This window comes from Salinicoccus sp. RF5, from assembly GCF_020786625.1.
In the GTDB taxonomy this organism is placed as follows: domain Bacteria; phylum Bacillota; class Bacilli; order Staphylococcales; family Salinicoccaceae; genus Salinicoccus.
On sequence record NZ_JAJGRC010000001.1, the window covers coordinates 853,686 to 875,513 of the forward strand.

At 47.7% G+C, this 21,828-nt stretch carries 25 protein-coding genes; 12 read left to right on the top strand and 13 right to left on the bottom strand.

Going from position 1 to position 21,828, the window contains the following annotated elements; all coding sequences use genetic code 11:
• Positions 1-42 precede the first annotated feature (42 nt).
• The gene (locus tag LLU09_RS04510) at positions 43-333 is read left to right on the top strand and encodes a hypothetical protein (protein WP_228310644.1); all 291 of its coding nucleotides are present in this window, start codon (positions 43-45) and stop codon (positions 331-333) included.
• Between the two features lie 35 nt (positions 334-368).
• Here the strand turns inward: LLU09_RS04510 and LLU09_RS04515 are convergent, their stop codons facing one another.
• A complete protein-coding gene (locus LLU09_RS04515) occupies positions 369-527 on the bottom strand; it encodes a hypothetical protein (RefSeq protein ID WP_170156349.1) in 159 nt (52 codons plus the stop codon).
• Between the two features lie 111 nt (positions 528-638).
• On the opposite strand from LLU09_RS04515, the gene LLU09_RS04520 reads away from it, so the two are divergent.
• Positions 639-815 carry a hypothetical protein gene (locus tag LLU09_RS04520; protein ID WP_228310645.1) on the top strand — a complete coding sequence of 59 codons (177 nt, stop codon included), beginning with the start codon at positions 639-641 and terminating at the stop codon, positions 813-815.
• A 44-nt stretch (positions 816-859) separates the two neighbouring features.
• Here LLU09_RS04520 and ric read toward each other — a convergent pair whose 3' ends face one another.
• The gene (gene ric / locus LLU09_RS04525; protein WP_228310646.1) at positions 860-1,552 is read right to left on the bottom strand and encodes an iron-sulfur cluster repair di-iron protein; all 693 of its coding nucleotides are present in this window, start codon (positions 1,550-1,552) and stop codon (positions 860-862) included.
• Between the two features lie 208 nt (positions 1,553-1,760).
• Between ric and LLU09_RS04530 the strand changes: the two genes are divergently transcribed.
• The gene (locus LLU09_RS04530; RefSeq protein WP_228310647.1) at positions 1,761-2,624 is read left to right on the top strand and encodes a PPK2 family polyphosphate kinase; all 864 of its coding nucleotides are present in this window, start codon (positions 1,761-1,763) and stop codon (positions 2,622-2,624) included.
• A 53-nt stretch (positions 2,625-2,677) separates the two neighbouring features.
• On the opposite strand, the gene LLU09_RS12660 is transcribed toward LLU09_RS04530, so the two are convergent.
• The 5 genes from LLU09_RS12660 to LLU09_RS04555 form a co-directional block, all read right to left on the bottom strand.
• A complete protein-coding gene (locus tag LLU09_RS12660; RefSeq protein ID WP_228310648.1) occupies positions 2,678-5,332 on the bottom strand; it encodes a pectate lyase-like adhesive domain-containing protein in 2,655 nt (884 codons plus the stop codon).
• Between the two features lie 18 nt (positions 5,333-5,350).
• On the bottom strand, positions 5,351-6,364 hold the full coding sequence (locus tag LLU09_RS04540; protein ID WP_228310649.1) for a WxLIP family cell surface protein: 1,014 nt from the start codon (positions 6,362-6,364) through the stop codon (positions 5,351-5,353).
• A gap of 72 nt (positions 6,365-6,436) precedes the next feature.
• The gene (locus LLU09_RS04545; RefSeq protein ID WP_228310650.1) at positions 6,437-7,075 is read right to left on the bottom strand and encodes a WxL domain-containing protein; all 639 of its coding nucleotides are present in this window, start codon (positions 7,073-7,075) and stop codon (positions 6,437-6,439) included.
• Positions 7,076-7,567: 492 nt separating this feature from the next.
• Positions 7,568-8,350: a glucose 1-dehydrogenase gene (locus tag LLU09_RS04550; RefSeq protein WP_228310651.1), complete on the bottom strand. Its 783-nt coding sequence runs from the start codon at positions 8,348-8,350 to the stop codon at positions 7,568-7,570.
• Positions 8,351-8,421: 71 nt separating this feature from the next.
• Complete coding sequence (locus LLU09_RS04555) at positions 8,422-9,255, bottom strand: dihydrodipicolinate synthase family protein (protein WP_228310652.1); 834 nt, start codon at positions 9,253-9,255, stop codon at positions 8,422-8,424.
• A 203-nt stretch (positions 9,256-9,458) separates the two neighbouring features.
• On the opposite strand from LLU09_RS04555, the gene LLU09_RS04560 reads away from it, so the two are divergent.
• From LLU09_RS04560 to LLU09_RS04580, 5 genes are all read left to right on the top strand, one after another.
• Entirely contained in the window at positions 9,459-10,145 is a 687-nt protein-coding gene (locus LLU09_RS04560) for a DUF1028 domain-containing protein (protein WP_228310653.1), read from the top strand.
• Between the two features lie 182 nt (positions 10,146-10,327).
• Entirely contained in the window at positions 10,328-11,209 is an 882-nt protein-coding gene (locus LLU09_RS04565; RefSeq protein WP_228310654.1) for a hypothetical protein, read from the top strand.
• Between the two features lie 344 nt (positions 11,210-11,553).
• A complete protein-coding gene (locus LLU09_RS04570; RefSeq protein ID WP_228310655.1) occupies positions 11,554-12,627 on the top strand; it encodes a YkvI family membrane protein in 1,074 nt (357 codons plus the stop codon).
• A 159-nt stretch (positions 12,628-12,786) separates the two neighbouring features.
• Positions 12,787-13,593 carry a hypothetical protein gene (locus LLU09_RS04575; RefSeq protein ID WP_228310656.1) on the top strand — a complete coding sequence of 269 codons (807 nt, stop codon included), beginning with the start codon at positions 12,787-12,789 and terminating at the stop codon, positions 13,591-13,593.
• Between the two features lie 40 nt (positions 13,594-13,633).
• Positions 13,634-14,032, top strand: a complete 399-nt coding sequence (locus tag LLU09_RS04580) for a hypothetical protein (RefSeq protein ID WP_228310657.1) — start codon at positions 13,634-13,636, stop codon at positions 14,030-14,032.
• A 9-nt stretch (positions 14,033-14,041) separates the two neighbouring features.
• Here the strand turns inward: LLU09_RS04580 and LLU09_RS04585 are convergent, their stop codons facing one another.
• Both LLU09_RS04585 and LLU09_RS04590 read right to left on the bottom strand, forming a co-directional pair.
• Positions 14,042-15,541 carry an aldehyde dehydrogenase family protein gene (locus LLU09_RS04585; RefSeq protein ID WP_228310658.1) on the bottom strand — a complete coding sequence of 500 codons (1,500 nt, stop codon included), beginning with the start codon at positions 15,539-15,541 and terminating at the stop codon, positions 14,042-14,044.
• A 207-nt stretch (positions 15,542-15,748) separates the two neighbouring features.
• Positions 15,749-15,949 (bottom strand): hypothetical protein, encoded by a 201-nt coding sequence (locus LLU09_RS04590; protein WP_228310659.1) that lies wholly within the window; start codon positions 15,947-15,949, stop codon positions 15,749-15,751.
• A 168-nt stretch (positions 15,950-16,117) separates the two neighbouring features.
• Here LLU09_RS04590 and LLU09_RS04595 point away from each other — a divergent pair, with 168 nt between their 5' ends.
• Positions 16,118-16,315: a hypothetical protein gene (locus tag LLU09_RS04595; protein ID WP_228310660.1), complete on the top strand. Its 198-nt coding sequence runs from the start codon at positions 16,118-16,120 to the stop codon at positions 16,313-16,315.
• On the opposite strand, the gene LLU09_RS04600 is transcribed toward LLU09_RS04595, so the two are convergent.
• On the bottom strand, positions 16,299-16,937 hold the full coding sequence (locus LLU09_RS04600) for a hypothetical protein (protein WP_228310661.1): 639 nt from the start codon (positions 16,935-16,937) through the stop codon (positions 16,299-16,301). The genes LLU09_RS04595 and LLU09_RS04600 overlap by 17 nt on opposite strands.
• Positions 16,938-17,170: 233 nt before the next feature.
• Here LLU09_RS04600 and LLU09_RS04605 point away from each other — a divergent pair, with 233 nt between their 5' ends.
• Entirely contained in the window at positions 17,171-18,739 is a 1,569-nt protein-coding gene (locus LLU09_RS04605) for a hypothetical protein (RefSeq protein ID WP_228310662.1), read from the top strand.
• 44 nt (positions 18,740-18,783) lie between these two features.
• Here LLU09_RS04605 and LLU09_RS04610 read toward each other — a convergent pair whose 3' ends face one another.
• From LLU09_RS04610 to LLU09_RS04620, 3 genes are all read right to left on the bottom strand, one after another.
• Positions 18,784-19,338, bottom strand: coding sequence for a GNAT family N-acetyltransferase (locus LLU09_RS04610; RefSeq protein WP_228310663.1), 555 nt, complete (start codon positions 19,336-19,338; stop codon positions 18,784-18,786).
• Between the two features lie 72 nt (positions 19,339-19,410).
• A complete protein-coding gene (locus tag LLU09_RS04615; RefSeq protein ID WP_228310664.1) occupies positions 19,411-19,983 on the bottom strand; it encodes a DUF6241 domain-containing protein in 573 nt (190 codons plus the stop codon).
• Between the two features lie 156 nt (positions 19,984-20,139).
• Complete coding sequence (locus LLU09_RS04620) at positions 20,140-20,697, bottom strand: GIY-YIG nuclease family protein (protein WP_228310665.1); 558 nt, start codon at positions 20,695-20,697, stop codon at positions 20,140-20,142.
• A gap of 309 nt (positions 20,698-21,006) precedes the next feature.
• Between LLU09_RS04620 and LLU09_RS04625 the strand changes: the two genes are divergently transcribed.
• Entirely contained in the window at positions 21,007-21,216 is a 210-nt protein-coding gene (locus LLU09_RS04625) for a helix-turn-helix transcriptional regulator (RefSeq protein ID WP_228310666.1), read from the top strand.
• Positions 21,213-21,635, top strand: a complete 423-nt coding sequence (locus LLU09_RS04630) for a hypothetical protein (RefSeq protein WP_228310667.1) — start codon at positions 21,213-21,215, stop codon at positions 21,633-21,635. The genes LLU09_RS04625 and LLU09_RS04630 overlap by 4 nt, the downstream gene beginning before the upstream one ends.
• The last annotated feature ends 193 nt before the right edge of the window (positions 21,636-21,828 follow it).

Consider the following 21,828-nt stretch of genomic DNA (forward strand, 5'->3'; position numbering starts at 1 on the left):
ACCATCATTCTCGACCAGTTTCCCCTCCTGCCCTACTCGAACATGCGAACAATTGTCATCCTAGTTGCCGTAATGATCATTTTGGCAATCGCGGGCAGCATATTCGGCCACATGGACCGGAAGAAGACAGGGAGGGAACAGGAGGAATCGTGGCATAATGTACTGATTTTCGAATTGTACTTCATATCACTCATACTTATACTGACCCAGCTCGGCGGGGATTCCCGATTCGGTCTCAATCCGGATTCCGGCCCTTTCTGGATACTTTTGTTCTCAGCCACACTCAGCGTTTTATTTTCCTATCTTCGTCAAAGGAAGACCACAGAACAGTAGAAATCACAACCGGATCCGGTTGTGATTTCTTTTTTCTAGCGTATGAACAGGTGTTTAATGAACGTGCCCACCATCCAGAGCCCAAATTCGATGAAGCCCTCAGGGTGCCTCTGGATTTCAAGCCTTGAAGGCACATAATCATTGTGCGCATGCGTCCCAACGTAGCCATCCGGTCCATTATAGTTCCGGTGCATCCTCATACCCCCTTTGATTCATTATACCCTTTCCTCCGCCATCCAAAAAACAGATTTCAGAAGATTATGTTAAAATATAGAAGAAAACCACCATCCATGAAAGGACATCCCATGAACAAAAAATTATTCGGGGACAAGAAAGTCCTCCTCGGCTTTGCGCTATCCTTCCTTCTCAGCATCATCGCCATCATACTTGCTGCAAATGACATCGGCTACTGGGTCGTCTGCGTCATCCTGGCATTCATCCTGCTGTTCGCAAGCACCACCAGATTCCAAAAAAGCCAATGAACACAAAAATCTCGGGAGCGGTCTCCCGAGATTTTTTATACCCCTTAGATTGCTCTTCTGACCCGTTCGAACAGTTCGTGATTTTCCAGATGGACATGATCGAATGTGTCCTTTTCAAGTTTCTCGAGCCGTGCGTATACCAGCCTGTACGTGCCGCATGCATTCGCGTGCGGCGTAAAGTCGTCTGTAATGTCACGGATCTCCTTCAGAATATCTCCCACAGCTTCATGCTCCCCTTCGAGTTCGCTCACATGCGGCCGCACTTTTTCGGCCAGTTCAGGTGTCGGGTGCTCCATGAATTCGATGATCATCGGGAATACATTCTGATCCTCGTCCTCCGTATGCTCGACCATTTCATGCTTCAGTGTGCGATACAGCTCCTGGATTCTCACCAGATGCGGTTCGTTCGATCCATGCTTGCGGGCGAGCTTCGTCACGTATGGTGTCAGGGCGGCGAACTCGTCCATCAGCTCCTGATGGTACCTGTTCTGGATGAACTTCACGATCCCCTTCTCATCCAAATACTTCGGCTGGATGCCGGCCTCTTCATGCTGCTCGATACTGTTGATCTCTTCAATCATGCCTTCGAGGTCGAGCCCACGCTCTTCCACTGCCTGGGATATCGGCATCTTGCCGCCACAACAGTAGTCGATTCTATTTTTCCTGAATATATCTGCACTCTTCGGGATGTCTTTGACGATTTCACTGACCCACATTTCACGGTTTACTGTAGTCATATTAACCCTCCTGTTTTAAACATACATTTTAAATACATGTTTAATATAACACACTGCACACCTATATGAACCATTTCTCAATGTGAAGTATTGAACATTTAGTGACAGCGCTTTATCCGGGAATGAAAGACCTGCCCACTCCCCGTCTCCGTGTTTAGACAGACGGAGTCGGGGTACATTTTTATAAAAAAGACAAAGGAGCATTCTAATGAATATAGATGACTACAGATTGACTGGAGACAAGAAGATAGATCTCACTGAAATACCCACTACAGAAGGAAAGACGGATGAAAATGAAAAGATAAGGGACGAAGTCATTCCGCCGCTCGTCGACCGGCTGCAGCTTCTCCATCAGAAGCTGAATGCCGAGGAGAAACACGGTATACTCGTCGTCCTGCAGGCACTCGATGCCGCCGGGAAGGATGAATCGATCAGCTACATCTTCTCCAACCTGAATCCGCAGGGGCTCAAGGTCACCACCTTCGGCAAGCCGACCGAAGTGGAACAGAAGCATGACTACCTATGGCGCATGATGCCCGCACTCCCCGCCCGCGGCGAAGTCGGCATTTTGAACCGTTCCCATTATGAGGAGGTCATCGCTCCACGCGTGCACGACAATGTGCTGCTCGATGGAGACTACCCGGCAGGTGTCGATGAGGAGTCCATCTGGCCCATGCGGTACGAACAGATCAAAAACTATGAGAAATACCTTCATGACAACAACATCCACATCGTGAAGTTCTTCTTCAACATGTCGAAGGACGAACAGAAAAGACGACTGCTCGAACGCATGAAGGACCCTGATAAACAACACGAATTCTCCTTCTCTGATGTCGAGGAAAGGCAATACTGGGATAAGTATCAGGAAGTCTTCCAGGATATGCTGAATGAAACATCCACCGAATATTCCCCTTGGTATGTCCTGCCGGCCGATGACGAATGGCATACACGCCGGCTCGTCAATGAAGCAATGATCGACCTGATGGAGAAGCTCGATCCGAAGTTCCCGGAAATGACCGGTGAGGAGAAAGAGAAACTCGAGGAGTATATAGAGAAGCTTGAAAGTGAATAGAATTATAAGCAAAATCCCCTGGAGAAAGTTTCTCCAGGGGATTTTTGGTTCTACTAGGGCCCATCCGACAATATCCATTTGATGGTTGTCTTATATTCTGTGTCCGCCGCAGCACGGATCGGGTTCAGTTTGAGTAGGATACCTTCATCCGGCACCCATTCTATTGTTTCACTTGTCATGCCACGCGCTACAGGGACAGGTGTCCCTTCAATCAGTTCAGGTTCGCTCCCCGCACTGAAATAGTACAAGGCATTCTCTAACGTATCCTGATTTTCATTGGTCAGTGGTGTTGTTGCCTCGACACTCAGTTTCCAACCTCTATCTTCCCTTGTCTCCACTATTTCAATACCGGGATTGTCATTTTGTCTATAGATTTTCATCTCTTCATCTTTAATTTCAGTTGTGTTAAAAGGGATACTTGTAGATACATGACCAAACTCCAGCCGGTTGCCAATTACAGTCTTTTCAACCGTTTCAGAAGCGGCATTATCGAGTTTTGCGTCGAACCTCAAAACTGTACCCGCTTCGAATCTCTCATCCAAATTGAAGGTGAACTTGCCGTCGATGTCAGCCTTTGTTTTTGTAAGTGTAATTCCCACAACATCGGCTATCGTTACCTCAGCATGAGGTACGGTAGTGCCGGAAATTTTGGTGTTCGTATCCAAAATTTCCTCTATTTTCAATGATTGGATTACTTCCCTTTCAAAAACCATACGTCTCATGTCTGGAGGGAAATCTTCTTCAAATTTTCGAGTATCTATACTAGGTCTCATCTGTCCTACCACTGTACTTTCCCAAAGGGGGATAACTAATAATAGCCATGTCGTACTAAAAGTAAATCCACCTTTTTCAATTGGCGGAGATATCTTGGATGGTTTATCTTCCATATTCTTAAGATGCCACCCACTCAGCTTAGTGTTTTCCATGCTAAAAGTGACATCATTCCACTTTTTAAATAACCTTGTATTTGCCCTATCGTTAATGATATCAATATTTCTTGGACTATTGATATTAAAATCCATTTTGGTGTTCAAGTCAAATACTACTGAACCTGAACCTATAAGGTTGACTTCACTTCCCTGATCAACATTAAATTTTATATCATTGTTTCTAGATAAATCAGTCTTTATAACAGCGCCTTCGGATTCAACTTCCAAAATGGAGAACTTTTCGACTTTGAAACCGTACTCCCCCGAAGAAGTCTTATCTCTATTGAACAAAAAAGCAGGCTTGCCGCCATAATGATGTAAGTCCAGGTGTGCTCTCTCATGAATGATTACTCTGCGAAACGCCATGCTATAGTCACTGCCTGTATTTATTTCATTCTCACCATAGAAATGTACATCGCTTTCCCAACTTGAGCCAAACATGCCCAATGAATCACTTTGATTCTTGTTGAACCTGATATTCTCCAGTCTGAGATCCATGCGGGTATCTTTTTTCCTGATAAACCCCTGATCTTTAGCTCTGTTAGTTGAGAAGATGTCTATATTCATGATGTTCATGCTTATGACTCTGTCCTCAATCACCAGTGTGTCATTACCAATGTTTAGCGCATGCCCCTTACCCTCTATAATTTTCTGGGTTGAAGTTGAATTAACCTTTATCTCGACAGCACCAGACACTTCGCTTTTATTAAAATCACTATTTAGAATGATTTTTTCTACGTTCTCATTTTCCAAAGCTTTTTTGAAACCAGAATAGCTAGAGACATTTGCTGTTCCAGCTTGTATTTCTTCAATTGGCAATTCACTCTCTTCTGACACTCCCTGCACTGTTGCCATCGAAAATCGGGCCATCCTATTCTCAGACTCGACACTATTTTCTTTCAATACTTCCTCTGTCTCTTCTTCATTTTCTTCCGAAGCTTCTTCTATCGAATCCGCTTCTTCCGTCCGTTCGTGTTTATCAGCAACTTTTTCCTTGGCGATGTCCGTTTCCTTATCGGCATCACCTTCGGATTTGACCTCTTCTTTTTCCTCTACATCCGGCTCCTTCGCATTTGGAGCCGCTTCTTCACTTTCCAATTCTTCCTCTTCTTCCTCAATTGGTTCCTCTGATGAAACCACCTCTTCTGCCGGCCCGTCCTCTTCCAGCACGGCTTCATAAGATTCTTCTACTACAGGCTCCTCAATCATCTCTGATTCTTCGGGACTCTCCTCGGCAGGCGCTTCCTCAGATTCTTCATCAAGAGAAGTTTCCTCAGCAGATTTCTCTGCCCCCTCCTTCTCACCTTCCTCAATGGATGCATCCGAATCTTCCTCCATCGTCTCTTCTTCGACAGAACCTTCCGCTTCCGTACCTTCCACCTCTTCAGCAGGTACCGCAGGTTCACACGTATCGACCAACTCTGCCTCTAGTTCTTCATGCTCCGCCTTTCCCGCTTCAACAGTCAGTTCAATTTCGTAAGGCACATTCGTGAGCGTGATGGTATCACCTTCAGCAGGCACTGCCTCTTCCCAGACATGCTCGAAATGGCCTTCTTCATCCGCCTCGATGACTGCCTCCATATCCTTGAACTGGAGGTCGATCTCCTCACCCGGATGCCCTTCGCCTTCGAGCTTCTCATCCCCGGTGATGAACGGCTCGACGGTGAAAGCCTTCTCTTCGCATTGATTGCCCGCCTCTACAGCATTCACCTGAACGGGGGAGAGAACTTCTGTGAATATAAGCATAAGCGCAAGCACCACAACAACGAATCGCTTCACATCATTTCTCCTCCGTCCCTATTTCCTGCGTCCTAAAAGCAGGTAAATGACTACAGCGAGCAGTACAACAACCAGCGCCCCCAAAGCAATCAATGCCGGCATCATCCAGGTATTCTCTTCCTCTTCGATTTCGACCGCCTCGTCATTCGCTTTATCAGCCGCTTCCGCCGTGATTTCGAATACTTCCTCAAACGTCCATTCATGCTCACTGTTGCTGACGAATGCTCTGAAGACATAGTCACCCGGCTCAAGCTTCTGGTCCTCGAACATCACGGGGAAGTTGAATTGTGAGTTTGGTGCGATGCTGAAGTCCTCCACAGTCCGTGTATGGATGGGTTCATCCGATCCTTCCGGATATATACTCCCCTCGAATTCGATGCCGCCGATGAGTTTCGGCGCCGTATTGGCGAACTGCGTCTGGAGGCCCGTCCGATGGTTGATGAGTCCCGGCTCAAGGGACAGGAACTCCAACACCGGTTCGACGACGGTGTCGTTCCCCGCCTCGCGTATCTGTACTGCGAGCGCATATGCATAGCGGTTCTCGATCTGCAGGCTGGCTTCACTTTCCGATGCTTCCTGCTTCTGTATAAAATGAAGACCGCCAAGGATGGTGCCATCGAACGGCTCGTTTGGTGCATCAACCGTCACAGTGACCGTCTCCTGGCTATTCGGTCCAATCTCAACTTCTCCCTGTTCAATCGATGTGATTTCATTGAAAGGATGCAGCATGGATTCATGCGGCTTCTCCTCAGCCGCATCATAGATGATGAGCCCGTTGCTGTTGGTGGCGGCGGCATTGGCGCGCGCTTCTACAGTGATTGGTTCATCCGATGAATTATATACGATGACTTCAAGTTCCTGTCTCTCCCCCTGTTCCATCTCGATGTCAAAGTAAGTGACACCCTGATCGACCTGGTTTTCAGGAATCACCGCTTCAACCGAATAGGGCACGACACCATCATCGGCTTGGGCAGTCAAAGAAGGCAGCAACAGTAGACTCAGGAATATAAGTAAAAACCATTTTCTTTTCATAATTGTGTCTCCCGTATGTTTAAAATGGAGTGCCCCGATCGATTGATCAAGGCAGTCCTGCCTTGGTGCCTTCTATTGGTTCTCAGTTGCGGGTCCGTTGTATAATGTCCATTCAATATCTGCGGTATGCTTTCCTGTAGAGGCTGACCTTGCGGGAACATCCAATTTCACTCTTGAATCTGATGTGTTATCCCATTCTGCCACCCAAGTGCCGACTCCCTGTGCCTCTTGAATATTTTCGTGGGAAGAGGCGTTAACAATAAGAGTGCTATCGCCACCTGCATAGAGTTTTATTTCTTGCGTTACACCAGGTTCTTGGTTCTTACTAGCATCCGTATCCACAGTGGATCCCCTATCGAGCAGAATTTTTGAGCCGATTAGTGTCTCTTGGCCTGCTTCATTATGAAAATTCAAGGCTCTTGCAGTCAGGTGCCAACCTCCACCCGTACCCCTCTCATCTGTCACTTGAAGTGAGAACGAATCATCTGCAGAGTTGTAAATATTCGCTTTACTCGTAACTTCTGTATTACCGAAACTTATCGAAGTTACATTATCCAAGGTAAGATGTCCCCCAGTAAACTCAACTTTCGCTTCCGATGGAGCAGAGCCTGCTACATTACTTTCACTCCCATACGCAGTCGCAGAATTCACCCCCATCGACACAACCAGTCCTGTACCTAATACGCCTGCCATCCACTTCTTGAAATTCATTTACTTTTTCCTCCTCTGGGCTCTAACCCGATTTCCTTAATTGGTTTTTCATTTCACGCACTGCACTCCAGATGACTCTTTTTGCTGGTTTTGTTTCCCGACCAGGAACCAAAGTAATTTGTTCATCGTGATGAACATTTACATCATCTTCATGCAGCAAAGATAACATAACATATTTTTACACATTATTACTATTTCGAGATATTTTTCATACTTTAGATGTAAATAAATTTTTAATATACACAAACTTACTTTTTATGTGTATATTGGATGGATATATTATTTTTCATACATTTCTTTCGTCCCCCTTTCAAGTTTTTATGGCTTACCCTCCTTTACTTGTTAATTATTTCACATTAGTTTATACCCTTAATTTTGAATAAAATACCATATCAAATCAAATTATCTTCATTTAGTTATAAATATATGTAAATAAAAACCCCGCCTCCACTTGGAGAGGGGGTCGAACGATCATTACCATATTCCGTTCAATTAATACTTGTACGATTGGCCGCCATCGATCGGAATGACTGCACCGTTGATGAACTGGGATTCCTGGCTGAGCAGGAATGAGACGAGTGCGGCGACTTCTTCAGGTTTGCCGAAACGTTTCATCGGGTTGACGCTGACGAACTCCTTACCTGCCGCCTCCCAGTCTTCGCCGGCCATCTGACGCAGTGAGCCTTCGACCATGGCGGTCATGATGGCACCCGGGGCGATGGCGTTGATGCTGATGCCGTATTCACCGTATTCGACGGCGGAGTTGCGTGTGAGTCCCACGACGCCGTGCTTGCTTGCGGAATAGCCGGACTGGTTGCCAACACCGCGGATGCCTCCGACGGAGGCAGTATTGACGATGGTGCCGGAACCCTGCTCCTTCATCACTTCGAGCACATACTTCATGCCAAAGAATACACCGTTCAAGTTGATGTCGATGACCTTTTTGAATTCGTCTATGCCGTAGTCCTGCGTAAGATTCTGCTTGCCTTCGATGCCGGCGTTGTTGAAGAATCCATCGATGCGGCCGAACTCCTCGACCGTCTGATCGACATAGTTCTTCACTGCCGCTTCGTCAGAAACGTCTGCCGTGATCAGCAGTACTTCTGCCTTTGAATTCTTTTCCCTTACCAGGTTCTGCGTCTCTTCAAGTGCTTCCGCATTCAGGTCGACGAGTGAAAGTTTCGCGCCTTCCTCTGCTGCATAGACTGCGGCTGCCTGGCCAAGTCCGCTTGCTGCACCTGTCATAAGAATCACTTTTCCATCAAGTTTACCCATTAAAAAGACCTCCTGATTTCTGTTTCTTTACACATTCCCCTCTTCCCTTCCACATCTTTCTTAAACTGACATCATCCTTCTGCATTGCCGATCGGTGCCCTGCACCTTCCCATCGATGCCTCTGCTTGGTTGAGCAGTCTTTTCAGGTTCACGACGGCATTGCCCGTGTATACCTGCGCCATGATCTCCTTCACCCGATCCCCCTCTCCTGCACCGGTGTCCTCTCCGGTGCGGAGGCTTTCGAACCAGTTCCTTATTTCCACCGGGGCCACGTTCCCCGCAATGGAGGACAGGCGGTCGTATCCGTAGGCAGTCTTCTCCCGGAGATCCTCTTCCCCGCCGGCATAGAAATGAAGTTTTGCTCCATACACATCTTCTTGAATCTGTTCGATCTTCTTCCTGTCCCCTGCATCCTTTATACCGATTACAGCATCCCGCCGGGCGAGTTCGATGATGCTTTCCGCTGACAGGTCGAAGCCTGTACGTCCAGAGTTATTGTATAGGATGACAGGCTTCCCGGCCAGTTCGATGATGCGTTTCGAATAGGTCAGCGCCTCCGCCTGTGACGGTCGTATATAAGGCGGATACCCGAGCATGACGCCTGCTATTTTCGTCTCCCCCACTGTCTTGGCCAATTGCTCCGCCTCCTTCTGGCGTATGGATGCGACACCGAATATGATTTCCATATCATCGACGAGTGTACCCTCAGATTCCAGCGTCTCGACCATCTTCAATTTTTCCTGGAGGTTCAGGCTGTGCTGCTCCCCGGTCGTTCCAGAAACAAGCACCGATTTGACGCCCTGCTCCTTCAGATTCGTGATATGGTCCATCGTCCCCTTGATATCGAGGGATTCATCTTCGAAAAATGCGGTCGGTACCGCAACATGAAAATGTTCTATCAGCATTTTAATTTCTCCTTCATCATTTAGTCAGCATGAATGGATGCCTTCGTGAAGCGCTTCAACAGCTAAAGTGTAACACTCCATCAGATTTTTTCTACAATATGAGGCGTTTTGCGATGATTAGGATGCATACAACCTGGCTATCTATATAATACAGGTGGTTTATGGGATAAAACCCACATCCTACATATAAGGGGGATTCATATATGGTTGAACTCAATACGTTTTCCATCACGGCACGGTGTGCCAGGACCGGCCAGCTCGGGGTCGCGGTTTCGACGAAGCTGCCGGCGGTCGGCATGCTGTGCCCGTTCGGCAGGGCCGACACCGGTGCCATTGCGACGCAGTCGTTCGTCAATCCATACATTGGCATCCAGGGCATCAAGTACCTCTCCCGCGGGATGACCGCGGAAGAGGCGAAGGAGAAGATCATCGCATCAGAACAGGATCTTGAACTCAGACAGTTTGCGATCGTCGACCGGCACGGCGGCACCGCTGCATTTTCAGGCGACCGTTGCGTCGGCTACTATAACCATTTTGAAGGGGACGGCTTCGTCGTGGCCGGCAACATGCTGGTAAATGAAAAGACGCTGACGGATATGAAGCGCACATTCGAAATCCATTCCGATCTGGAGCTCTCGGAGCGTCTGCTGCGTGCGCTCCAGGCCGGTCAGAAGGCAGGGGGTGACAAACGTGGAAAGCAATCTGCGGCACTGAAGATATATGGCGTCGAAGACTACCCGCTCGTCGACCTCCGTGTCGATGAACATGAAGATCCGGTAACAGAACTCGCCCGTATCTACGATGTCGCCAGAAAAGAGCTCTTCCCATTGTTCTCGCAGATGCCGACCAAGCAGAATCCGGGTGGCAGCTTCGAACCGGATAAAATCTAGCCAATACACAAGGGAAAGGAGGATAAGCCGACCGAAACGACAGGTGAAGAGGACATGGCGGAGTCGATTGACGAGGCAGATGCAGATTAACCGAGGCACTTCCGAAGCTTTAGGGGACGGGCATCCGGTCACATGCAACTCTGGGTGCAGTCCAGCAATGTCAAAATATAAAGGGGTATTCGATGAAGAACCTGCTGAGTCTGCCACTGATGACATTGATGTTGCTTATGCTTGCAGGATGCGGCGGTAATGGAGACGAGTCCGAAGACGCGATGCCCGAAGTTGAAGATGAGTCGACAGAGGAAGTGACGACTGAAGAATCTGCAGCCGGCGGTACAGGAAATACTGAAGATAATGAAGAGGCAACAGAAGGATCCCAGGAGGAGACGACGGAAGAAAGTGCATCCGATTCAGGCACTTCTGAACCTTCCACGGAGGAAGGCGCTATGGGTGGCGCTTCTGCATCCGGCCCATATGAGCAGAACATGGTGCAGAACCCTGCGGGTGAGCAGTGCATCATGAACCGGCTCGCTGCTGAACATTGTGATGGCATCACCATGCAGGAGAAGTTTCTCGCCTACCATCACCTGACCTTCACCAATGAACTGCCGATATCACCGAACATCGGCTGTCTCGAATGCATGGTCGATTATTCATTCGCAGTCATGGATGGCGATCAGGAACCCATTTCCAAAAATGAAGTGGATCAAAAAGGAGTGCCATTCACTCCGGAACTAGAGACTTTCATGGAATCATACGCCTATGAGCTCGCCAATTTCTTCAACGGCCACCCGAGTGCACTGCTCGAATATCTGGATCGGGAAGGCCCGGCAATGATGTATATCCACAATAACCGCCTCTCCGGCAACTTCGCAGACCATACCACCCATGCAGTCGATGTACAGAATATCTTAGATCTCGGAGACGGTGCCTACAGGGTCACCATGCACCGTGAATACGAACATGCCACTTCAGATGGGATAGGAAGCAGTACGTTGGATTACACTGTACAGGAAACGCCATTTGCGTTTGAAATAGTGAACTTCCAGGCTATAGGCAGATGAAGCTAAAAGACCACTACAAAATGGTGGTCTTTTACACTTCATTCCCTTTCAAAAATTTCTTCCGCTCCCTGCTAAAATTTCATCTTTCATTAAAATCGCGGAAAGCCTTGATACCCCTCGCCCAGCGCGCTTTCATAAAAACGCTTACAATTTTACAATTAAAACTATATTTCAATTTATATAACACATAATTTCACCAAATATTTCCTCAAATCAATTTGACATCGCCACAACTGTTATGTTTATTATAGATAGTCTGAAATAACTTTCAAAAGAGGCATATAACTTTATTCTGCCATCCCCCTCTTCTACATATCGGGATGGTGGGAAAGTGGAGTGATTATTTGAGTAGTCAACAGGAACCCCTCAAAATCGGGTTTGCCTATGTCGGCGTCGTGCTGGGCGCAGGATTCTCGACAGGGCAGGAAATGCTGCAGTTCTTCACCAACTACGGAACAATGAGCTATTGGGCGGTCATACTGTCCGGTCTGGTCATCATGTTCATCGGCCGCCAGGCATCGAAGCTCGGTAATCGGCTGGAGGCGGAATCGCACCTCGAGCCGATCAACGAAATGTTCGGAGAAAGACTCGGAAAAATCATCGACTACATATTGATATTCTTCCTCTACGGCGTCATGGTCATCATGCTTGCCGGTGCAGGATCGGCCTTTTATGAAAGCTTCGGCGTGCCTTCATGGCTCGGATCGCTGATTCTTGCGGTTGCGGTATTCATCACGCTGAACCTCAGCTTCAACAAGATCCTCGTTGCACTCGGTGCGGTGACACCGTTCCTGATCGCATTCGTCATGATCATTGCGGTATACAGCTTCCTGAACCCGAGCGTGCCGTTCAGTGAAGCAAATACCTATACTGATGTAGCCAAATCCCCATCCGGTGTATGGTGGTGGGACGCGCTGACATACAGCGGCATCGTCCTCGCCATGGCATTCAGCCTGCTGTCCATCATGGGCTCACAGGCTTCAGGCATGAAGGCTGCACGCAAGGGCGGACTCTTCGGCGGCATCATGCTGCTCGTCCTGCTGATACTGTTGAACGGCGGACTGTTGGCACGCATCGATGTGACCAACGCAGCAGAGATCCCATCACTGATACTGGCTAGGGAGATCCACCCGATCCTTGGACTCGGACTCTCACTCGTCATGCTGCTGGTCATCTACAACACAGCAGTCGGAATGCTCTATCCATTCCTGACACGCTTCTCGGATCCATATACGAAACGCTACAGGATCCTGCTCGGCGGCGGTCTCGTCATCGGCTACTTCCTGAGCCTCGTCGGCTTCGTCGGCCTCGTGAACTTCTTCTATCCGATCCTCGGATATGTCGGACTCCTGCTCGGTGCCGCACTGACCGTCAGATGGCTGAGAAGCAAATTTGCAGTAAAACAGACAGCACAATAACCAATAAAGCGGATCTTATATTGACCTGCTTATTACTAAGGCATGTTTCCTGTTATTTACAGGAAGCGTGCCTTTTTGTTATCTTGAATACAAATAACAAGTCGATTATCAGACAAGTACTGTTGGAAATAAAAATTAATCACCATAGAGGAGAAGACAATGGGAAAACTGTTCAGGCCATTAGTGTTTTTTATAACGTTTTTGATACTGCTCATTACAGAGATTCTGAGACGGCGGGAGGGGGCGCCTTCCCTTCTTGCCGACAACTTTCCAATGTGGTTCTTGTACCTAGTCGTGTTCATCATGTTCCTATCCATTGTAGGTACGCTCTACATGAGGAAGCGGACAATCAGAAAGCACGAGACAATACTTAAGGATGTAAACTTGGACACAGACCTTCCTCTTGATAGAGGAGAATATTTCTATCAGGCGCCAATTTATGATGCTGATGGACAGAGGATACGTATATTTGGTGGTGAAGATATTACCTACTCCCTCCATTTCAACAATTCATTTGAGAGGTGGTTTGCCATCACCGTCCCTCTACCCATATATGGCATACATTTAAAGTCAAAAAGTCACGACATCATAATCAAGTGTGATAAGATCTTCAGCTTCAAGTTTCACTACTCGATACTGGTCGATGGGGAATTCTTCGGTAAATTTTCGAATCATCGTTTAACGACAAAAGATGGAATATCACAGCTTTTACCCTTCTACGTACAGGATGCGGCGCACCGATACTCCGTTAAAAATCCCTACGGCAGTTTGACCACTGCCATCTTAAAGGATGATCAGATAAAGCTACTGGAGGGGAAAAGATCCTTCCTCGACCTCTCGAAATCCGAGAAGACAAATATGCGCGGAGAAGAACATACATTAAAAGTATATGATGATGAGAATCCTGATGAGCTGTGGCTCGCAGTCTATGGTTTTTGCATGATCCTGAAAAACAGAAGTTCATAATACAGCACTCCATTATGAACAGCTGATATCCTGTACAAAAGTGAAAAGACTGATACACAGGGGCATGGATGGCGCCCCAACATATCAGTCTTTTAAATCTTCACTCGATGGAAACTTCCTGTTCAAATACTTAGTAAGAAAGAACTGCATGACTAAAAAGAAGGGAAGGGCCATAATAGTAATGGCAAGAATATCCACCCTTTCTGAGAGGAAGAACACCACAATAATATACATGATCGGTACAACCAGGCTGATCCAGGCTTTCTTGTTCTCATTCGACAAAATAACATCCCCCTTTCGAGTACAATCTATCAGACTTCATACCATCATTCAAAAACATAAGAGTGAGCGGAATAATTATGTAGAATCTCCAATACAAAACAGCCCCCTGGAGCCGGGTTCATCATCCGGCTCCAGGGGGCTTTCATTCAAGTTTTAGTTTCCACTTCTATTTCTGCTTCATGTTCACAAACACGCTCTTCACTTCGATATAGTTGGAGATACCGTAGTCGCCGCCCATCTCACGGCCGACACCGGACTTCTTGTAGCCGCCGAACGGCATCGTTTCCCACTCGAGGCCGAAGTCGTTGATCCATACTGTGCCGCTCTCGAGCTTGCCGGAAATATAGTGGCCGGTACGGATATTTTCCGTCCAGACGCTGGCGGCGAGACCGTACTCGCTGGAGTTTGCACGTGCAATCACTTCATCGACGGTATCGAACGGCAGGATCGACATGACGGGTCCGAAGATTTCTTCTTTCGCAATCGTCATCTCATCCTCGACATCGGCGAATATCGTCGGTTCGACGAAGTAGCCTTTATCACCAGTGTGGCTGCCGCCCGTGATGAGCCTCGCCCCCTCTTCCTTACCCTTTTCGATATAGCCCATGACCGTATCAAGCTGCTTCTTCGAGACGAGCGGCCCCATGTCGGTCGAAGATTCGATTCCGGGACCGAGTTTCACCGCTTCTGCCCTGCTCTTCATCTCCTTGATGACCTTCTCATATATCGGACGCTGGACGAACACACGTGTCGTCGCACTGCAGTTCTGTCCGTGGTTGTACATCGTGCCGTCGAAGATGCCATCGAGGGAGCTTTCAAGATCCGCATCCTCAAGTACGATGCTCGGGGACTTGCCGCCGAGTTCTAGTGTCACACCAGTGACATTGTCCGCTGCATTCCGCATGATTGTGCTGCCCGTCTTCGTCGAACCGGTGAATGCCAGCTTGTCGACTTTCGGGTGTACATTGAGTGCTGCTCCGGCCACGCTGCCCGAACCGGCGACGACGTTGACGACCCCTTTCGGGAAGCCGGCTTCATTGATCAGTTCGCCAATATAGAGCATCGACAGCGGGGTTTCGGAAGCCGGCTTGATGACGATGGTACATCCGGCTGCGAGTGCCGCACCCATCTTCCAGCCCGCCATCGCAAGCGGGAAGTTCCATGGGATGATCTGCCCTACGACGCCCACCGGCTCATGCAGTGTATAGGTGACATAGTCCGGTGAGACATTCGTCGTCTTGCCGAATATCTTCGTCGCCCAGCCGGCGTAATAGCGGAAATGCTGGACGGTGCCATCGATGTCATCCTCCAATGCCACATTATACGGTTTTCCGTTATCCAGTGCCTCGAGTTGTGCCAGCTCCTCGCGGTGTGCTTCCAGAAGATCCGCAAACTTATAGATGATCCGTTCCCGTTCCGCCGCTTCCATCTGCGTCCATGGGCCTTCATCGAATGCCTTCCGTGCAGCCGCCACCGCACGGTCCACATCTTCCTCCTGCGCTTCACTCAGCGTCGCAATCACTTCCTCCGTTGCAGGATTCACCACATCAAACGTCTTGCCGCTATCGCTTTTGACATACTCCCCATCAATGAAGAACCCTTCCACCTGATCGAGGAATGTCTTCACCTTCGGCTTCAGTTCTGTTGCCGGTTTGTAATCGGTCATTCTTCACCCTCCTCATTTGTAAACGCTTACACTAGAGTCCATTAAAAATTCCGCAGTGAATATGCGGATGTATGAGGTAAAGATTATGGAAGTTCTGCGGGTGATATGTATCTTCTTAATTTCATTATAGTGCCCCGCTTCTCCGTACTCAAACATTTTGATGTGTTTAATCCATAAAAACACAGCCCCTTAGGGCTGCGCCTGTTTCTATAATAGATTTATCACTACCGAGATGAGATAGCTGATGAGGCCGCCTCCGACCAGTACAGCGGTGTTGATCCAGTAGCCCCTTGAACTGTATTCGACTACACCCAGTTTCCCAAGCATCAATGTGATCGACGCAAATGCGAATGCGATCGCCCCGATGCCTAACATGATGAAGGAGACTGTGATGAAGAATCCTGCCAAATGAATCACCTGTTTCCGTATTATGCTATCTGTACTCTACCAGAGACCGCCCCGCCATTCCACAGGAAATTGAACGTCTTCAATAAACAGATGATTACGGAGTGAATATGGTGTAAAATGAAAATAGAATGGTTCGACATAAAATTTGTAGAATGGAGGATGATCTGTATGGATGAAAGAAAAGACTTCATAGATGAGGAATACGACTACCCCGGCAAAAAGCGGACGAACCAGAGGTTCGGCCATAATGTTCGCGTCAACCATGGGCCCAGTCCCGGTAACGATGACGACCTCTCCACCGACTCGGTAAAAGGTAATGAGCAGGGCCCTCTGCCCCGTTCCATCTTCCTCAACGATGAGAAGTAGGGTCATAATCCGACTTGCTATTGGGATAGTTGATGAAGTAGATGATCATTCCCTTATCAAAATCCATCATATGTGAAGCTTCTGATGGATCCAGTGTCTCGAAACGCTTCTTGAACTTGGCATAGTCGAGGTTACTCTGTCCGTCGGGATAAAGGATGAATCCATTCTCGCTGTATGAGTAGTACTTGAGATATCCTGATTCCACAAATGTGTGGTTGAAATCGAAGAATACGCACTGGATGTATCCACCCACCGCTGGTTTTCCATCATGGATGCGGTCCATGAAAGGTATATTCGAACGGTTCTTCTGTCCATTCTTCTCAAGATGATCCTCAAGCATTCTGCGGCCATTTCTGATGACAAACGGATAGATCCAGAATGTGAGTAGGAGGGTAATGAAGACTATAAGAAGAAATCCAGCTATGCTCATGACTTCCAAGTTGAATGATTCCAAGAGCAGCAGGATGACAGCAATGTTCGTCAGGGAAAGTAGCCCGATCAGCATCACCTTTTCATCTGTCTGATCCTTCGTATAAATTAGGATGTTCCTTTTCACCAGAACAACATACGTGAAAAATCCCGGAAGCCCCAACGCAATTATCGCAAAAACTGTTTCACCCATTAAACTCCCTCCTCTGTATAGTTGGATATATCACCCACTGATCTATGGCGTCCAATCAAGCCTTAACCTTCTATTCCCCCTACTACCAAAATAATGTATAATTTTACACTTAATTGTTTATTTCACCCACTTATCCTTTAATTCTTCATTCTATAAATAAACACCTTTATATAGGGTAAAATTATATGAATGCGATACGTATATAATTTATAGAGGATTGTGAGGTGAAAACGATGAAACGTCCATATGCTGCCGCATCCCATGCGGCATTGAAGGCAGGGCTCCACGAGCGGGCACTTGAACTGTTCAAGAAAGGACTGAGCTACCAGATCGGGGCGGACGAACCTGTGATCAGAATATATTTGAGGTTCTCCCAACACGCATACCTGCACAGCCAGCTGGATCTGCTGGAGCTGGAGGAAGAATATAGAAGTTACCTCAGAAGTCTGGTCTTCCGCCACGAGAAGAACTATCAGGCATCCTGGGAAGTGATCGAGTGGATTTCCAACGAGGCACTCATCCCCCTCAAGGTGGATATCCTCTGTGACATGAAGAAGGTGGAGGAACTGATTGAACTTTCCGATGCTGGTGTCGATGTGCTCTCGCATCTGAAGGTTGAACGGAAGGAGGCCCTGATCCGGTATATGATTCGGAATCATGACAGCGAGAGGGCAAAAAGGCTCATCGACAGGACCGAAGTCGACCAGAAACGGCTGCGCACCCTCTTCGAAACGGAAAGCAGTCATCCGGTCGCCCGGTTCACGTGGGAGGCGTTCAGGGATACGCATCTCGGGATGACGGAGGACCCCATTCCCCAGGACTTCCCTGAACTGGCCACCAATATCAAAAATCTGGATGCCACCCTTCAGGATGCGGCCCATATCCACCTCATCAACCGCTTCTACGATAACCCGCAGTACCACCGGGCGCTCAATTTGAATTCGGTCCCCCATATGAAGGAAAAGGCCGATCTCATCCAATACATCATGATCGAGGCACTGTACACACTGAAATTCGATGCATCACTTCTCGGCACACCGGCTGCACAGCTTGATATGCTGTTTGAATACTATCACAGCGGCAACCGCAGCCCGGCCGTCATCCGGGCCATCCACCAGCTGCTGCCTGATGCGAAGTTGACCGACAGCCACATACGCTCCATGCGGAAGATGATACTCTACGGCACACTCGACCTCTATAACGAACGGCTGATCCAGATGTTCAGGGAGGACAGGAAGGCCTATACCGTATTCCAGTATCCGGCCCTCTTCCTGAATACAAAGATAAACAGGACCGTCGACAACTTCGTCTATTACCACTTTTCCGCCAAAGTGCGGGAGAAGATCTTCCGCCCCCTTGTGACGGAACTGGTCGAATCGACCGAGAAGACCACCCTCCCCCGCTACTTCGTCCATTACCTCGAACGGACGAGGCACAGAAGCTTTTCAAGCATGTGCATCCTCGTCAGGCACACATATCGGCGGGGCGACTACAGACAGGTCGAGAAGTACATCAATGAACTCATGCCCGACAACCAGTTCAGGATCAGACTCTATCTGGCAAAGTTCCTCTACGGCTTCGGAGAGTTCGAGGAAGCACTGCATGAAGTCAAGGCAGCCGAGAAGCTTACCGATCAGCATGCCGAGCTCTATATGCACTTCATCAAAATCTACAGGCGCCTCGGGGACCCGGAGAATCTCCTGAAGTATATGGACAAAATGAAGGCATACTACCCGAAGGCGCTGTCGGACCGTGAATATGAAAAGGCGAAAGCCGCATATGAGAAGATGAACAGAAATTAAAATGAAGAAGCGGAGACCGCCATGGTCTCCGCTTCTTCCTCGTTCTACGCTTTATAGTCACTCCGCACGATGGCATACAGCGCGCTGTCACAGATTCCCTGATTGTTGCGGTCCGCCTGCCGCTTCGTCCCTTCATACAGCAATCCGCACTTCTCCATCACCCTGCCGGAGCCGGGATTCCTCACATCATGCTGTGACTCGATCCTGTTCAGTTCTACATCTTCGAAGAAGAAGGATATGAGACGTTCGAAGGCTTCCGTCGTATACCCCTTCCCCCACCATGCCCTGCCGATGCAGTAGCCGATGTGGACCATCCCGACAGAATCATCCGCATCCACCACACTGATCGTCCCGACCGGTTCACCCAAGTCCTTTGGCATGATCGCCCACTGATAGAAATCCTCTTTTTCGTACTCCTCCATCCAATGGCCGATCAGCTGTCTGGTCACTTCAACCGATTCATGCGGCGGCCAGGTCAGATACTCCGTCACTTCAGAATCCGATGCCCAGTTGTTATACATCGCCTCCGAGTCATCTGAAGTGAGCTTTCGAAGCACGAGCCGTTCCGTCTCCAAAGTCTGCGTGCCAAGATGCTGCATATGTATCTCCCCCTGAATGTACAAATCGATGCTACTACTATGATTATACTAAAAAAGCAGGTCCATGACCTGCTAATCAAAATGCCTGATCTTATAATCCATCTCTTCTTCCGGTGACATCAGCCCTCTTGCCTTGCCGATGGTGCCGTCTCGTTCATTCCAGATTGTATTATGTACCTGCACTGCGTTTGAAAAGTCGCCTTCCATCCAGTCCTCGAGCGCTGCCATATAGAACTCCCGATATTCATAATCCGATTTCTTGGCGGTTTCATACTTCTGCTCGATACGCTCGTCGGTGATTTCAAGGTGGCCCCATTTCTGAGTCGCCTTGACCTTCTGGTGTGTCATATGGTGGATGCTATCTGCGAACTGCCGTTCACTCGGCAGGCCGTCATTCGACTTCTCATCCGACACCTCAAAAGCCCCCTTCGCCTCTTCAGATTCCTTCGAACCGGAATTTGCCAATGCAGCAAGCTCCTCATCCTCTTCTGGCATCTCCGCTTCATCCGCCACAGAGCGATCGAGTGCATTGCCGATGCTGTCCTTCACACCCGAGAAGTTGAAGGCGATGACTCCTCCAGCGATGATCGCTATCACTACAACTGCCGATAGCGTCCATAACGCCACTTTCGTAAAACTGCTCATAAAACCGTCCTTTCATGATGTTGTGTTTCTTTGGCTTACTTGCCATAATATGGTTATATTCACTCTAACATTCCTTGGTAACAAAATGTAACCCCTTATGATGAAAGATCAGAATTTTCTTTGGATACAAAAAAGAGAGCCTTCTGGCCCTCCCTGTTACGCCGTCGTCCGCTTGTGGCTCGTGCGTATCTTCTGTTTTCTCACATCTTCATCTTCACCTGAGCCGTAAGCCCACTTGAGATATTCCGGAACATAGTTGTAGGAGATGATCTTCTCCAGACGCTTTCTGAACATATAATTCTGTTCATCTGTAATCCTGTAGATCACGATGCTCATGTTCCGCTTCTCAAGCACACCATTGAATGGCTTCAACTGCTTTTCCTTCTTCGACGGCTTCTTCTCGAACGGCTTGCTGAAGTGGCGCTTCAGACGCCGGGCAATATTCGTGCTGTGCCCGACATAGAAAAGGTTCGAACCTTTATAGATCAGGTAGACCCCGACAAGCGCCTCATCATCAGACAGTTTGAACTGCTTCTGAATCTTTTCATCGAGATCCTTGTGATCCACTGCCCGCCGGCCATCACTCGTCTTGATGATTGAAGGGGAGATCTCCGCTGACTCGATGCCCTTCTTCCAAATCCTTTTCGATTCCTTACCGAAGTTCTTCATTACCCTATCCAGCTGCTTATTCATGCTTCTCAGCTGTCTTGCCATAATTATCACCTCAGGATACCTATTCCCCAGTAGCCGGAATCCACACATGAATGATAAATCAAATTGACAGACTCCCTTTAGAAGTTAACGTTGATGTTACAAAGAAAATGACATGGTCAGAAATAAGAACAGTACATTCTACTCGGTACGTCTCTACTCTACATACTACATAAAATTAATAGGTTTAAACTGCTTCAAAATATCTGAATGTCATATTCAGCCAAATAATATGTAAAGATATGTTTACACAAATCAATCAGGATGATAATATAAAAGTAAAGATATCTTTACTATTTTGGAGGCCATAAGATGCCGGTAACCAATAAGATAAGAGAAATTCGTAAGGAAAAGGGAATTTCGCAAGTTAAGATGGCTGAAGATCTACAGGTCACGCGTCAGACGATCAATGCGATCGAAAAACATAAATATAATCCCAGCCTTGAGCTGTCCCTTAAGATTATTAAATATTTTAGTATGCCTATTGAAGCAGTGTTCACCTTAGAGGAGGATGACAGATGAAGGTACAGGAAACAAAATTCCAAAATCATAAAATGAAGACTTGGACGCCTTATTTCATAATTGCATGCGGCTTTATCGGAGCTGCAATCGGTTCTTTCTTCGCCTACTTTATTCAGGGGGAGTTTCCATATAGTGTGATGATTGGTGCCGCAGTGGCATCTTTCATACTATGTGTCATTCAATTTATTAAGCAGACTAGTAAAAAAGATCGTTTACCTGAAGCTGATGAACGCACCATTAAAAATCTCAAGCGTTACTTTGCAGCAACTTCACATCTTACTGTGGGGGTTCTTTTCATCTCCTTGACTGCATTTACTCTTATTGGGTACGATTCTGTTCCCCTCCTTTACCTATGGATCTTATTCTTTTCTTATATATGGATCGGCGGGATTGGTGCCATCATCGTCAAAAGACGATAATCTTCATGAATGGCGGATAGAAGCCTCCATCCCTGGCATCACTAGGAATGGAGGCTTTCCTTACGATTAGCCGATAGACTTCAATCATATCCCAAGGGTGAACTTGGCTGCATAAGTTGTAACACTAATCATCAAAGCTTATCATCTATCATTCTTTCATTGGATATATTGAATTTGGATTCTTTCATGGGTA

Excerpts from the sequence above, each read along its gene's own strand:
- LLU09_RS04510 (WP_228310644.1), top strand. The coding sequence starts at position 43 with ATGCGAACAATTGTCATCCTAGTTGCCGTAATGATCATTTTGGCAATC.
- LLU09_RS04515 (WP_170156349.1), bottom strand. The coding sequence starts at position 527 with ATGCACCGGAACTATAATGGACCGGATGGCTACGTTGGGACGCATGCG.
- LLU09_RS04520 (WP_228310645.1), top strand. The coding sequence starts at position 639 with ATGAACAAAAAATTATTCGGGGACAAGAAAGTCCTCCTCGGCTTTGCG.
- ric (WP_228310646.1), bottom strand. The coding sequence starts at position 1,552 with ATGACTACAGTAAACCGTGAAATGTGGGTCAGTGAAATCGTCAAAGAC.
- LLU09_RS04530 (WP_228310647.1), top strand. The coding sequence starts at position 1,761 with ATGAATATAGATGACTACAGATTGACTGGAGACAAGAAGATAGATCTC.
- LLU09_RS04540 (WP_228310649.1), bottom strand. The coding sequence starts at position 6,364 with ATGAAAAGAAAATGGTTTTTACTTATATTCCTGAGTCTACTGTTGCTG.
- LLU09_RS04545 (WP_228310650.1), bottom strand. The coding sequence starts at position 7,075 with ATGAATTTCAAGAAGTGGATGGCAGGCGTATTAGGTACAGGACTGGTT.
- LLU09_RS04550 (WP_228310651.1), bottom strand. The coding sequence starts at position 8,350 with ATGGGTAAACTTGATGGAAAAGTGATTCTTATGACAGGTGCAGCAAGC.
- LLU09_RS04555 (WP_228310652.1), bottom strand. The coding sequence starts at position 9,255 with ATGCTGATAGAACATTTTCATGTTGCGGTACCGACCGCATTTTTCGAA.
- LLU09_RS04560 (WP_228310653.1), top strand. The coding sequence starts at position 9,459 with ATGGTTGAACTCAATACGTTTTCCATCACGGCACGGTGTGCCAGGACC.
- LLU09_RS04565 (WP_228310654.1), top strand. The coding sequence starts at position 10,328 with ATGAAGAACCTGCTGAGTCTGCCACTGATGACATTGATGTTGCTTATG.
- LLU09_RS04575 (WP_228310656.1), top strand. The coding sequence starts at position 12,787 with ATGGGAAAACTGTTCAGGCCATTAGTGTTTTTTATAACGTTTTTGATA.
- LLU09_RS04585 (WP_228310658.1), bottom strand. The coding sequence starts at position 15,541 with ATGACCGATTACAAACCGGCAACAGAACTGAAGCCGAAGGTGAAGACA.
- LLU09_RS04595 (WP_228310660.1), top strand. The coding sequence starts at position 16,118 with ATGGATGAAAGAAAAGACTTCATAGATGAGGAATACGACTACCCCGGC.
- LLU09_RS04600 (WP_228310661.1), bottom strand. The coding sequence starts at position 16,937 with ATGGGTGAAACAGTTTTTGCGATAATTGCGTTGGGGCTTCCGGGATTT.
- LLU09_RS04605 (WP_228310662.1), top strand. The coding sequence starts at position 17,171 with ATGAAACGTCCATATGCTGCCGCATCCCATGCGGCATTGAAGGCAGGG.
- LLU09_RS04610 (WP_228310663.1), bottom strand. The coding sequence starts at position 19,338 with ATGCAGCATCTTGGCACGCAGACTTTGGAGACGGAACGGCTCGTGCTT.
- LLU09_RS04615 (WP_228310664.1), bottom strand. The coding sequence starts at position 19,983 with ATGAGCAGTTTTACGAAAGTGGCGTTATGGACGCTATCGGCAGTTGTA.
- LLU09_RS04620 (WP_228310665.1), bottom strand. The coding sequence starts at position 20,697 with ATGGCAAGACAGCTGAGAAGCATGAATAAGCAGCTGGATAGGGTAATG.
- LLU09_RS04625 (WP_228310666.1), top strand. The coding sequence starts at position 21,007 with ATGCCGGTAACCAATAAGATAAGAGAAATTCGTAAGGAAAAGGGAATT.
- LLU09_RS04630 (WP_228310667.1), top strand. The coding sequence starts at position 21,213 with ATGAAGGTACAGGAAACAAAATTCCAAAATCATAAAATGAAGACTTGG.